Here is a 12,150-nt window from a genome sequence, read left to right as displayed (position 1 = left end):
CTCCTTAGACGCCTGCGTGCTCGGAGATGAGCGCGCGGGCCGCGTCGAGGTCGTCGGGGGTCTTGAGCGCGAGCGTCCGCACGCCGGGCAGCGCCCGCTTGGCGATCCCGGTCAGCGTGCCGCCGGGGCTCAGCTCGACGAGTGCGGTGACGCCCAGGGATTGGAAGGTCTCCATGCACAGGTCCCAGCGGACCGGGTTGGCGACCTGTCCGACCAGCCGGGCGATGACCTCGGTGCCGGTGGCCACGGTGTGGCCGTCGGCGTTGGAAACGTAGCGCACGGTCGGGTCGGAGACGGTGAGGTCGCCGACCGCCGCGCGCAGCTTCTCCACGGCCGGGGCCATGTGGTGCGTGTGGAACGCGCCGGCCACCTTCAGCGCGACGACCCGGCGCACGCCCTCGGGCTTGTCGGCCTCCAGGGCGGCGAGCTGGGCGGCCGTGCCGGCGGCGACGATCTGACCGGCGCCGTTGACGTTGGCCGGGGTCAGCCCGAGCTTCTCCAGGTGCGGAATCGTGACGGCGGGGTCGCCGCCGAGGAGGGCCGCCATACCGGTCTCGGTGACCCCGGCGGCCTCGGCCATGCCGAGCCCCCGGGTCCGGACGAAGCGCAGGGCGGCCTCGTCCTCGATGACACCGGCGAGCGCGGCGGCGGTGATCTCACCGACGCTGTGGCCCGCGACGACGTCGGGCGACGCGGCGTCCAGGGCGGCCGCCGACAGCAGCCCGGCGGCCACCAGGAGCGGCTGTGCCACGGCGGTGTCGCGGATCTCGTCCGCGTCGGCCTTCGTGCCGAAGTGGGCAAGGTCGAGCCCGATGGCGTCGGACCAGGCCGCGATGCGGTCGGCGGCACCGGGGAGGTCGAGCCAGGGAGTCAGGAAGCCGGGCGTCTGAGCGCCTTGGCCGGGAGCGACGAGTACGAGCACCCTCACACTCTCTCTTGTGGACGGCTCCGTACGCCCGTGGGGACAGGGACGAAGAACCGTCGGGGGAATTGTTGAAGTCCAACAAAAGTCTAGGACTGAGGATCCGCTGCGGCCAAGCGCCCCAGGATCAGGGCGATCCGCAGCGTGAACGCGGAGCGCACATCGGAGGGTGACCATCCGGTGACGTCGGTCACACGTCGCAGCCGGTAGCGCACGGTGTTGGGGTGGACGAAGAGCATCCGGGCGGCGCCTTCCAGACTGCTCGCCTGCTCCAGATAGACACTCAGCGTTTCCAGAAGAGCCGAACCGGCCTCCTCCAGCGGTCTGTAGATCTCCTCCACCAACTGGTCCCGCGCGGCCGGGTCTCCGGCCATCGCGCGCTCCGGGAGGAGATCGTCCGCCAGCACCGGGCGCGGCGCGTCCTGCCACGCCGAGGACGCCTTCAGCCCGGCCGCCGCCGCCTGCGCGGACCGGGTCGCGGCCAGCAGGTCGGGCACGACGGGCCCGGCGACGACCGGCCCGGCCGCGTACGGCCCGATCAGGCCCTTCGCGACCTGGAGCGGATTGTCGCTGCCGCCCGCGATGACGACGAGCCGGTTGCCCAGGACCCCGGTGAGGACCTGGAGCTTGGCGTGCCGGGCGGCGCGCCGGATCGCCTCCACGGTCAGCTCGCTGTCGCCGTCGGGCGCGGTGCCGAGGATGACGCAGACGTGCTCGGGGGAGTTCCAGCCGAGTGCGGCGGCCCGGGAGACGGCACCCTCGTCGGCCTCGCCGGAGAGCACCGCGTTCACCACCAGTGACTCCAGCCGGGCGTCCCAGGCGCCCCGGGCCTCGGCGGCCTGGGCGTAGACCTGGGCGGTGGCGAAGGCGATCTCGCGCGCGTAGACGAGCAGCGCCTCCCGCAGCAGCGACTCGTCGCCGGGGGCGGCCACCTCCTCGATCGCGGCCTCCATGACCTCGATCGTGGTCCGCACCATCTCCACGGTCTGCCGCAGGGTGATCGCCCGGGTCAGTTCGCGCGGGGCGGTGCCGAACACATCGGTCGAGATCGCCTGCGGGGTCTCGGGATGCCGGAACCACTCGGTGAACGCGGCGATACCGGCCTGGGCGACCAGGCCGATCCAGGAACGGTTCTCCGGCGGCATGGCCCGGTACCACGGCAGCGATTCGTCCATGCGGGCAATCGCGTTCGCGGCCAGCCGGCCGGAGGACTGCTCCAGCCGTTTCAGGGTCGCGGCATGCAGGTGGGCGTCGTGGGCGGGGGGCTGCTCAGGATCGGGTCGGGGCACGAGGACAAGACTGCCTTATCGGGCCGGTGGATCGGTGGGGCGGGGCGACGCTGCCCCGTACCGGCGGGTAGCGGACCACGGGGTGCGGGACTCCCGCTCGCGCCGGGCGGAGCCGTGCGGGCGTCCCGTCTTCGCCCGCGCCGAGCCGGATCGGCGTCCCCCGGGCTACCGTGGCCGGGTGATATCCGTGCACCGGTCCGAGGACCGCTACCGGGGCGGCGACGGGGCCGCCGGGATCGACACTCGGCACGCCCTCTCCTTCGGCCCCTTCTACGACCCGGACAACCTCCGCTTCGGCCCGATCCTGGCCTGCAACGAGGAACGCCTCCTCCCCGGCGCGGGGTTCGAGGAGCACCCGCACAGCCATACGGAGATCGTCACCTGGGTCGTCGAGGGCGAGCTGACCCACCGCGATTCGGCCGGGCACTCCACCGTCGTCCGGGCCGGGGACGTGGCCCACCTGAGCGCCGCCTCCGGGGTCCGCCACGTCGAACGCAACGACGGCACCGACCCGTTGACCTTCCTCCAGATGTGGCTGGCCCCCCTGGAGCCGGGTGGCGAACCCTCGTACACGGTGGTGCCCGGCATCGCCGACTCCACCCCGTACGCCCTGCCCGGCGCGGGCGCGATGCTCCACGTCCGCCGCCTGACCGAGGGCGAACGCACGGCGGTCCCGGACGCGGTGCGCCTGTACGCGCACGTGGTGCGGGGACGCGTCGGCCTCGGCGGCGAGGAGCTGGGCCCCGGCGACGCCGCCCGGATCACCGACGCCCGGAGCCTGACGGCGGTCGCGGTGACGGGTCCGGCGGAGCTGCTGCTCTGGGAGCTGGCGGGCTGAGGCTTTCCGCTACCGGCGGGCCCGCCACAGGTCACGCAGCAGCGCGATCTCGGCCATGTGGTGGATGAGCTCCAGATTGCCGTTGGCCAGCGTGCCGATGTACGCGTCGTCGGGATCGGAGCCGTACGGGTACTGCGAGAGGCCGACCGTGTCGAGCTGCTCCTCGGTGAGCGCGCCGATGCTCGCGCGGTGCCGGTCGAGGGCCGCCCAGAACCGCTCCAGCGCGAGCGATGCGGACGGGGTGAAGTCGACCAGCAGATGCGGGTCCTGCCGCCGCTCGCCGAAGGTCCACTCCCAGCGGCCCGCGAAGTCGGAGTGCAGATGCCCGAGCCGCCACGCGATGGTGGTGATCGGTACGACGTCGGGCTCCGGCTCACCGGTGAACGCGAGGACCTCCTCGACCCGTTCGACGCTCACGCTCCAGTCCTCGGCGATCTTCGCGACGGACATCCCGCCCGCCGCCTGCCGGGCGACCTCCGCGTACTCGCTCGCCGGGATCTCCGGCGCCCCCTTGTCGATGACCCAGGCGCCGGGACCGTACGCCCGGGGCGTCGCCGCCTCCTCGCGGCGCCTGATCGACCAGCAGTCGGAAGCCGGCTCCCAGAGGTACTCCTCGTCGCCGAGCCCCTGCAGCCGGACCTCGGCCATCTCCCGTGCCTGATCGAACTGTTCGAGCAGAATGCCCAGTCGGTCGGTCCGTGGACCCTGGCCGCTCATCCGGAGCTCCCTCGTCGTAGAGCGTCGGGCAGTCCCCGGCGTCCGGGGGGAAGCTAACGGCTCACCCCGTGGGGCGCGACCGAATTTACGGAAGGTCCGCCGGGCCTCCGGTCACCCCTTGGGCTGCTCGGCCTCCTTCTCACGCTTCTCCGTCAGCCGGTCCAGCTCACGCATCGCCTGGGCGTGCGCGCTCATCCGCCGGCTCACACTGCCGGTCGTGAACAGCGCCGTTCCCACGAGCGCCACGGGGATCGAGAGCCCGAGGACGGCCAGCGCCTCGGGCCAGTCGCGCTCGGCCGCGCAGTAATCCCCGGCCCCCGCACCGTCGTTGGCGGTGCCGCCGTCCGTGAACAGCCGTGCCGCGCACTCCCTCGTGCTGCCGGCGCGCGTCTCGACCTCGTACTCGGTCATCAGCAGAACGGCGCACCAGCTCCAGAGCAGCCCCGCCACGACCAACAGGCCGACGCCCCAGGTACGTATGCGGGCGGCCCGGTCCCGGAATTCGAGGTCGTAGTCTCGTGATCGCATGGCGGACGAATCTAGCAGCGCACGCCGTGGCTCAGTCCTTCCGGGCTCGGACAGCCAGGGCGGCGACCAGCAGAGTCGGTACGAGCAGGAGCGAGAAGGCGATCGCGTAACCGCCGAGCCGGCTCGCCCCGGCCGCCAGCCCGGCGTTGAGCACGGCGGTGGCGAACGCGAGGACCACGACCTGCCCGAGGTTCATGTTGGTCTGCATGGCGCTGGTGGTGTGGCCCAGCCGGCCCGGTGAACTGTGCGAGAGCGAGAGCACCGTGACGCACGGGTCGAGCATGCCCATCCCGATCGCCGCCAGCGGCATGGCCGCCATCGCGAGGAGCGGGGACACCCCGGAGAGACTGCCCGCGACGGCGAAGGCCACGGACACCGCCATGATCAGCGCCCCGGCCGTGACGAGCCGGTGCCGGGCGACGTCCTGCAGAAGCTTCCCCTGCACCCACGACGCACCCGCCCACAGCACCGCGGACGCCGTGAACGCCACACCCACCGTCACCGCGGCCACCCGCCGCTCGGTGATCAGCATCAGGGGAACCAGCGCCTCGACCGTGAAGTACGTACCCGAGGTCAGCCCGCGCAACAGCACCGCGGTGGGCAGCCCGCGGGCGCTGCGCCAGGTGCCGGCGGGCAGCAGCCGGGGTGCGAACACCACGAGGAGCGCGACGCCGGCGACGACGAACAGCAGATGACGCGTGTCCCACCCGGAGACCCCGTACTGGCCGAGCGCCGCTCCCAGACTCAGCATCGCGGCGACCAACAGCGGTGGCCGGGAGGCGCGTTCCTCGGTGGCCGGCAGGTCATCGGGCGGAGCCACGCCGTCCGTCGCACCGTTCGCGGGAGCCCGGCGCAGGACCGCCACCAGGGCGATCGCGGGCAACGCCGTCAGCGCGGCCAGTCCGTAGAAGACCACCCGCCAGGACCACGCCTCGGCGACCACCCCGGCGATCGGCGGCCCGATCAGCGACGGGATGATCCAGCTCGCGCTCATCATCGCGAGCATCCTGGGCCGCAGGTACTCCGGATACGACTGCCCGATGGCGGTCGTCACGGACACCGCGACCATCCCGGCCGCCAGCCCGTCGACGAAGCGGCCGATCACCAACTGCCAGACGGACACGCTGGACGCCGACACCAGCAGCGTCACCACGGAGAGGATCATGCCGAGGGCCAGCGGGCGACGGGCCCCGGAGCGGTCCGCCCAGTGCCCGCCCAGCACCCCGCCGAGCAGACTCGCGGCGACGAAACAGCCCGCCACCAGCGGGAAGAGGGCCACCCCGTCGAGATCCTCGGCCGCCGTCGGAAGGGTGGGCACCACGGCCAGGGCGGCGAACCCGGTCAGGAACATCACCGTGGCGAAGGTCAGCGTGGCCGCCGCGTGCTGCCGGGAGAAGATGCCCGGCGGGGCCTCCTCGATGTCGCTCGACGAGGGGTGGACGGTCTGTTCCGCAGTCATCGACATCCCGTTGACGTGGCTCGACACCCCGAGGCTTGGTCTGGACCACCTGGAGCCAGCCGAGAAGCTATGTCAGGGCCGAAGCGCGGGCAACCGGATATTGGCGCGAACTCGGCACGGGGGGCGGTGAGTCGGGGCTCGACGCGTCGGGCTCGATCAGCCGGACGCCAGGAGGGCCGCTCACCGCGGGCGCCCGCAGTTCCTCGCCGACTGCACCGCCGGCGGACACACCACCGTGCCCAGCGCTGCGTCCAAGCGCTCCGGGCGGCAGCCCATTCAGGACAGCTCGGCCAGAACCGCGTCCGTGAACGGGGTCCACGCCTCCGCCGCCCACGGGCCGAAAGCGCGGTCCGTCAGCGTGACGCAGGCGACGCCCGCGACCGGGTCGACCCACAGGAACGTGCCCGACTGGCCGAAGTGCCCGAAGGTCGCCGGTGAGGACGAGCTGCCCGTCCAGTGCGGGGACTTGGAGTCGCGGATCTCGAAGCCGAGGCCCCAGTCGTTCGGGCTCTGGTGGCCGTAGCCCGGCAGGACACCCTTGAGGCCCGGGTGCACGACGCTCTGGGCCTCCAGGACCGTACGCGGGTCGAGCAGGCGCGGGGCCTGGACCTCGGCGGCGAAGCGGATCAGGTCGTCGACCGTGGAGACGCCGTCGCGGGCCGGGGAGCCGTCCAGGGTCGTGGACGTCATGGACAGGGGTTCCAGGACCGCCTGGCGCAGGTACTCCGCGAACGGGATGCCGGACGCCTTCGCGATGTGGTCGCCCAGCACCTCGAAACCCGCGTTGGAGTACAGGCGGCGGTTGCCGGGCGGGGCCGTCACCCGGTGCTCGTCGAAGGCGAGGCCGCTCGTGTGGGCGAGCAGGTGGCGCACCGTGGAGCCCTCGGGCCCGGCCGGCTCGTCCAGTTCGACGGCCCCCTCCTCGTACGCCACCAGCGCCGCGTAGGCCGCGAGCGGCTTGGTGACCGAAGCGAGGGGGAACCGGTGGCCGGTCGGCCCGTGCGTGCCGAGGACCGTGCCGTCCGCCCGTACGACGGCGGCTGCCGCGGTCGTGACCGGCCAGGTGTCGATGATGCGCAGGCTCTCCATGCGTCCGAGCCTAACGGCCGTGCCCGGCGGCCTGCCCCGGGCCCCGGGAAGGCCGCGCCCGCCGCCCGCCCCGAAGGCCTCACGCGGCGGCCCGGACCCCCGGCGTCACCGGAGCCAGTCGGGTTCCCAGTGCCATGATCCGCATCGCCCGCTCCGTCGCGTCCGCCAGGAATTCGCCGCTCCGGCCGATCGCTTCTCCCAGCGTCATCGGCGCGGGCAGGATCGCGCTGAACGCGTCCACGCCCACCGCCCGTACGTCCTGCGCGCCCGGCCCGATCGTCCCGGCCAGCACCAGGACAGGGACCCCCGCGGCCCGGGCCCGGCGCGCCACCTCCGCCGGGATCTTTCCGCGTACGGTCTGGTGGTCCAGCGCGCCCTCCGCCGTGATCACGAAGTCGGCTCGGGCCAGGCGGGCGTCCAGGTCGAGGCCGTCGAGCAGGACGTCGTAACGGGGGAGGAGGCGGGCTCCGACGGACGCCAGCCCTGCCCCGAGGCCGCCCGACGCACCCGTGCCGGGGGCCGTCCGCAGGTCGACCGGGTCGCCGGACGGCGGGGCGAGCGCCGGGGCCAGGTCCCGGGTGAGGACGGCGGCCAGCCGCTCCAGGCCCGCCGAGAGCAGCTCCACCTCCGCCGGGGTCGCGCCCTTCTGCGGCCCGAACACCCGGGCCACGCCGCGCTTACCGCACAGCACGTTGTACGGGTTGCAGGCCACGAGCAGGTCGGCGTCGGCCAGCCTCGGGTCCAGGCCGGACGCGTCGATGTGCTCCAGCTCGTGCAACGACCCGCCGCCCGGGCGGAGTTCGCGGCCGTGCCGGTCGGTCAGCCGGGCCCCGAGCGCCTGGAGCGCACCCGCGCCCCCGTCCGACGTACCGGAGTCGCCGCAGCCGACGAGGATCCGCCGCGCCCCGGCGTCCAGGGCGGCCCGGATCAGCTCGCCGACGCCGTACGTCGTCGTCGCGCCCGGGTGGCGGCGGTCCGGCGGGACCAGGGCGAGGCCCGCGACGGCAGCCATCTCCACGACCGCGGTCAGCGGGCCGGGCCCGCCCAGCAGGGCGAAGTGCGAGGCGACCGGGTCGCCCACCGGGCCCGTCGCGGTGACCGGGACCAGGCGGCCGCCACCCGCCAGGGCCAGCGCCTCCGCCGTGCCCTCGCCGCCGTCCACGAGGGGGATGAGGTCCAGTTCGGCGTCGGGGGCCACCCGGCGTACCCCGGCGGCGATGGCCTCCGCGACCCGGGCGGCGGACAGGGACTCCTTGAAACCGCTGGGGGCGATGGCGATGCGATGGGTCATGGCTGGGGCCTTTCGTTCGGATCGAGAAGGACGGGTACGCCGAGCAACGGCCAGACGAGGAGGGCGAAGGCGAGGACGAGGGCCGCCGTGAGCGGCGCGAGGAAGGCGGACAGCCGCAGCAGGTCGCGCGGGGTGTACGTCGGTGTGCCGGGCACGTCCGCGAAGAGCGCGACCGGCTTGGCCGAGGACGGCAGGGTGTGGCAGAAGCCGGCGGCGGCCGTCGACGCCAGCGCCGCCGTGACCGGGTTGACCCCGGCCCCGACCGCCGCCGCGACCACCAGCGGGACGAGGACGGAGGACCGGGCGGAGCGCGACTGGAGCGCGAGGTGGGCGGCCGTGCTGACGACGACCACGCCGGCCAGGAAGAGCCACGGGGGTGTGGACGCCCCGAGCGGTATCCAGCCGACCAGCCAGGCGGCCGCGCCCGAGTCGGCCAGGGCAACGCCCATCGCCATGGTGGCCGCCATGAACAGCAGCAGCGGCCAGGGGACCGTCCGCAGGCCGTCCTTGAAACGGACCGTGCCCAGTGCGGGCGAGGTCGCCACCAGCGCGCCGATCAGTGCGACCACGGCGGGCGACACCCCGTGCACCGGCTCGCTGCACCACAGCAGGACGACCGTCGCCAGGAGCAGCAGGCACCGGGACTCCGCCGGGGTGAACGGGCCTTCGACGGCCGTCTCGGAGTGCTCCTGGATCTGCGCCGCCGAGATCGTGACCGGACCCTTGCGGTCGGCCCGCCGGGTCGTCGTCAACAGCACCAGTTCGGCTGCGAGATGGGACGATACGCCCGCCAACGGCAGCCCGAGGACCAGCCATTGCACGAAGCTCAGCTGCTCCCCGGTCTGCTCCCACAGAACCCCGACCGTGATCAGGTGGGCTCCCGCCCCGATCAGCGTCGCGACGGCGGACAGCAGGATCACGGTCGGGAAGAGCAGCGCCAGCATGACGACCAGGCGGCCGCGCTCACGGAGTGCGGCCGCCAGCGCCAGGAACACCGGCAGGGCGAGCGCGGCCCGCCCCGAGGTGGCCGGCACGGCGAACGCGGTGACGACCAGACCCGCCGTGGTCAGATGCGTCAACTGGCGTACGGTCCTGGCCCCGCCGACCAGGAAGACCGCCGCCCGGCCCGCCAGGCCGGTCCGGGTCACGGCGGCCGCCAGGACGAAGGCGCAGATCAGCAGCCACACCGTCTCGTCGCCCAGCGTGGCGAACAGGGCCTCGCTGCCGATCACCCCCGTCACCGTCAGCGCCAGGCCCGCGCCGAGCGCGATGTAGGCGTCGTCCACCGGGGTGGCGATCCAGGCGGCGGTGGCCAGGGCGAAGACGGCGAGCGAGAGCCGCCCGTCGGTGCTGAGACCGGGGGCGGCGCCGGGGACGGCGAGGAGGGCGCAGAGTCCGAGGACGGCACAGAGGCCGACCGTCTGCCGGAGAGGAAGAGGCACGCTGTACAGCCTCGGAAGGCGGGGTGAGCGGTCGATGAGCCGCCCGTGAAGGATCCTTCATGCGGGCCCTGGCTCAGAGGCCCTAAGGCAGCCGGTACCCCATGCCCCGTACCGTCTCCAGCCGCTCCGCGCCCAACTTACGGCGCAGCGCCCGGACATACACGTCCACGATGTTGGAGCCGGGGTCGAAGTCGTACCCCCACACGTGCGACAGGATCTGCTCGCGCGACAGCACCTGGCCCGGGTGGCGCAGGAACATCTCCAGCAGCACGAACTCGCGCGCCGTCAGGTCCACCGTCCGGTCCTCCGCGCGGGCCCGGCGCGTCCGCAGGTCGAGGGCGAGGGTGCCGCTGCGCAACATGGTGACCTCGGGCGCCCGGGCGGCGGCGCGTTGACGCAGCCGTACCCGGGCGAGCAGCTCCTCGAAGCGGAACGGTTTCGTCATCCAGTCGTCGGCCCCGCCCTCCAGGCCGGCCACCGTGTCGCGGACCGAGTCGCGGGCGGTGAGCACGATCACCGGTAGCGTGACGCGCGCCTCGCGCAGCTCCCGCAGTACGGTGAAGCCGTCCCGTCCCGGCAGCCCGATGTCGAGCACCATCAGGTCGAACCCGCCGGTCAGCGCGTGGCCGAGCGCCAGGTCGCCGTCCTCGGCGACGACGGTGGTGAAGCCGTTGGCGCGCAGGCCCTTCTGGACGAACGAGGCGATGCGCTCCTCGTCCTCGGCGATCAGGATGCGGTTCATGTGTCGGTCTCCAGCGTGAGTACGAAGGTGGCTCCGCCGCCGTCGGTCCGGCGCAGTTCGACGCCGCCGTGGTGGCCCTCCGCGATGGCCTTGACGATGGCGAGGCCGAGTCCGGCCCCGCTGGTGCGGGTCCCGCGCCGGGACGTGCCCCGGCGGAAGCGTTCGAAGATGACCTCGGCGTCCTCCGGCGGAATGCCGGGTCCGTGGTCGGCGACGTACAGCTCGATACGGTCGCCCTCGGCCCGCGAGTCGACGGCCCGGGAGCCGATGCGGATGCGCTGGCCGGGCACGGTGTGCTGGACGGCGTTCTGCGCGAGCTGGACCATCGCCTGCGTCATCCGCTGCGGATCCAGCCGCACCTCACGGTCCGCGACCCCGTCGAGCACCCATTCCCGCTCGCCGAGGGTTCGCACCTTCACGAACACGTCGGCGGTCAGCTCCGCGAGCCGGACGGGCTCGGGGCGTACGAAGTCGGGGCGTTCGGCCCCCGCGAGCAGCAGCAGGTCCTCCACGATCCGGCTCATCCGGTCCAGTTCGTCCGTGACCAGCCGTACCGTCTCCTCCCGGTCCGCCGGATCGTCGCCCATCAGCTCCAGATGGCCCCGGACGATGGTGATCGGGGTGCGCAGCTCGTGCCCGGCGTCGTCGACGAAGACCCGCTGCGCGGCGAAAGCCCGCTCCAGCCGGTCCAGCATCGCGTTGAAGGTCTCGGCGAGGGCCGCGATGTCGTCCCGGCCCTCCACGGGGATCCGCCGGGTCAGATCCTGCTCGGTCAGCTCCGCCGCCGTCGTCCGCACGAGCCGGACGGGCGCGAGGATGCGCCCCGCGACGGCCCAGCCGATCCCGGTCGTCATCAGCAGGGCCACCCCGGACAGGGCGAGCAGCATCCAGAACGTCTTGTCGGCGACGGCCCGTTCGCGCTCCGGGTGGAAGGCGACGACGAACGCCCCGGGCTGCCCGCCCGCCGACGGCCCGATCTCGACCTTCGCCCACCGCAGTTCGCCCTGCGGGCGCTCCAGCGTGCCGAAGGAGTCCTCGGCGGCGCGGATCCGGGTGAGCGCGTCGGTGTCCCGCCACAGGGCCGTGTCCGGGGGAAGGTCGCGGCGCTGCCGGATGACGTCGGGCCGGTCGCCGGCCGGGCCGGTCAGGCCCAGCAACTCCTCGTCGGGGTCGGCGTACTGGCGTTGCAGATAGATGCGCAGCAGCCGGTCGGCGGTGTCGAACCGGCCGCCGGTGTCCGGGTCCACCCCCTGCGGCACGAAGTTCGCGAACTCGCCGGTCTCCTGCGTGAGCAGCTGGCTGATGCGGTGGTCCACGTCCCGTTGGAGGATCGAACGCACGGTGACGGCGACCGCGCCCAGCGCGACCGCCATCACGACCAGCAGCCACAGCAGGATCCGGACCCGGGCGGAGATCCTGGGGAAGCCCACGGGCGACCGGCTAACCGTCATCACCGAAGTCGTCGTCATCCTCGTCGTCGGCCGCGGAGGGGCCCGGGACGACGGAGCTGTCCGGCGTACGGGTCGGAGCGGGGGTGCCGCTCGGCGTCGGCGGCGCTGGGCGTGGACTCTCGTCCAGCTGAACGGCGGGAGGCACCTTCGGCGCCTGAGAGGTGTCGGTCATGGCGTAGCTGGTGGCCGCTATGCCCAGAGGCACGGCGACGACGGCCGCCAGGGCCGCCAGACGAGGTGAGAAAGCCATGGGTTCACCCTGACGGCCCCGGGCGGTACGAACATGAAACCAGGATGAACATTCCTTCATCTCGGACAAATATGGCATAGCGCACCAGGGGAGGGGGTGGGGGAGTCCGATCGCGCTTGCTTCGAGCGCACT

Annotated in this window: 12 protein-coding genes; 1 reads left to right on the top strand and 11 read right to left on the bottom strand. The window is 73.2% G+C overall.

Going from position 1 to position 12,150, the window contains the following annotated elements; genetic code table 11:
• Nucleotides 1-4: 4 nt before the first annotated feature.
• Nucleotides 5-922 (bottom strand): ACP S-malonyltransferase, encoded by a 918-nt coding sequence (locus CCZ36_RS08780; protein ID WP_069738530.1) that lies wholly within the window; start codon nucleotides 920-922, stop codon nucleotides 5-7.
• Between the two features lie 89 nt (nucleotides 923-1,011).
• Entirely contained in the window at nucleotides 1,012-2,211 is a 1,200-nt protein-coding gene (locus CCZ36_RS08775; RefSeq protein WP_069738529.1) for a PucR family transcriptional regulator, read from the bottom strand.
• A gap of 178 nt (nucleotides 2,212-2,389) precedes the next feature.
• Between CCZ36_RS08775 and CCZ36_RS08770 the strand changes: the two genes are divergently transcribed.
• Nucleotides 2,390-3,049 carry a pirin family protein gene (locus tag CCZ36_RS08770; RefSeq protein WP_069738540.1) on the top strand — a complete coding sequence of 220 codons (660 nt, stop codon included), beginning with the start codon at nucleotides 2,390-2,392 and terminating at the stop codon, nucleotides 3,047-3,049.
• 9 nt (nucleotides 3,050-3,058) lie between these two features.
• Here the strand turns inward: CCZ36_RS08770 and CCZ36_RS08765 are convergent, their stop codons facing one another.
• The 9 genes from CCZ36_RS08765 to CCZ36_RS08725 all read right to left on the bottom strand — a co-directional run bounded on the left by CCZ36_RS08765 (nucleotide 3,059) and on the right by CCZ36_RS08725 (nucleotide 12,018).
• Entirely contained in the window at nucleotides 3,059-3,766 is a 708-nt protein-coding gene (locus CCZ36_RS08765; RefSeq protein ID WP_069738528.1) for a DinB family protein, read from the bottom strand.
• A 111-nt stretch (nucleotides 3,767-3,877) separates the two neighbouring features.
• Nucleotides 3,878-4,294, bottom strand: a complete 417-nt coding sequence (locus tag CCZ36_RS08760) for a hypothetical protein (protein ID WP_069738527.1) — start codon at nucleotides 4,292-4,294, stop codon at nucleotides 3,878-3,880.
• 31 nt (nucleotides 4,295-4,325) lie between these two features.
• The gene (locus tag CCZ36_RS08755) at nucleotides 4,326-5,753 is read right to left on the bottom strand and encodes an MFS transporter (protein ID WP_107474832.1); all 1,428 of its coding nucleotides are present in this window, start codon (nucleotides 5,751-5,753) and stop codon (nucleotides 4,326-4,328) included.
• A 276-nt stretch (nucleotides 5,754-6,029) separates the two neighbouring features.
• Nucleotides 6,030-6,842, bottom strand: a complete 813-nt coding sequence (locus CCZ36_RS08750) for a serine hydrolase domain-containing protein (protein ID WP_069738526.1) — start codon at nucleotides 6,840-6,842, stop codon at nucleotides 6,030-6,032.
• Nucleotides 6,843-6,921: 79 nt separating this feature from the next.
• A complete protein-coding gene (locus CCZ36_RS08745; RefSeq protein ID WP_128817400.1) occupies nucleotides 6,922-8,133 on the bottom strand; it encodes a glycerate kinase family protein in 1,212 nt (403 codons plus the stop codon).
• The gene (locus CCZ36_RS08740) at nucleotides 8,130-9,575 is read right to left on the bottom strand and encodes an SLC13 family permease (RefSeq protein ID WP_128817399.1); all 1,446 of its coding nucleotides are present in this window, start codon (nucleotides 9,573-9,575) and stop codon (nucleotides 8,130-8,132) included. The genes CCZ36_RS08745 and CCZ36_RS08740 overlap by 4 nt, the downstream gene beginning before the upstream one ends.
• An 82-nt stretch (nucleotides 9,576-9,657) precedes the next feature.
• A complete protein-coding gene (locus CCZ36_RS08735) occupies nucleotides 9,658-10,317 on the bottom strand; it encodes a response regulator transcription factor (protein ID WP_128817398.1) in 660 nt (219 codons plus the stop codon).
• Nucleotides 10,314-11,768 (bottom strand): sensor histidine kinase, encoded by a 1,455-nt coding sequence (locus tag CCZ36_RS08730; protein WP_206515716.1) that lies wholly within the window; start codon nucleotides 11,766-11,768, stop codon nucleotides 10,314-10,316. Before CCZ36_RS08730 ends, CCZ36_RS08735 begins: the two co-directional genes overlap by 4 nt.
• Complete coding sequence (locus CCZ36_RS08725; protein WP_069738522.1) at nucleotides 11,758-12,018, bottom strand: small hydrophilic protein; 261 nt, start codon at nucleotides 12,016-12,018, stop codon at nucleotides 11,758-11,760. The genes CCZ36_RS08730 and CCZ36_RS08725 overlap by 11 nt, the downstream gene beginning before the upstream one ends.
• Between the last annotated feature and the right edge of the window lie 132 nt (nucleotides 12,019-12,150).

This window comes from Streptomyces sp. S063, assembly GCF_002832675.1.
Taxonomy (GTDB): domain Bacteria; phylum Actinomycetota; class Actinomycetes; order Streptomycetales; family Streptomycetaceae; genus Streptomyces; species Streptomyces sindenensis.
The sequence above is the reverse complement of the archived record's forward strand: the minus strand, read 5'-3'. Positions and strand labels throughout refer to the sequence as shown.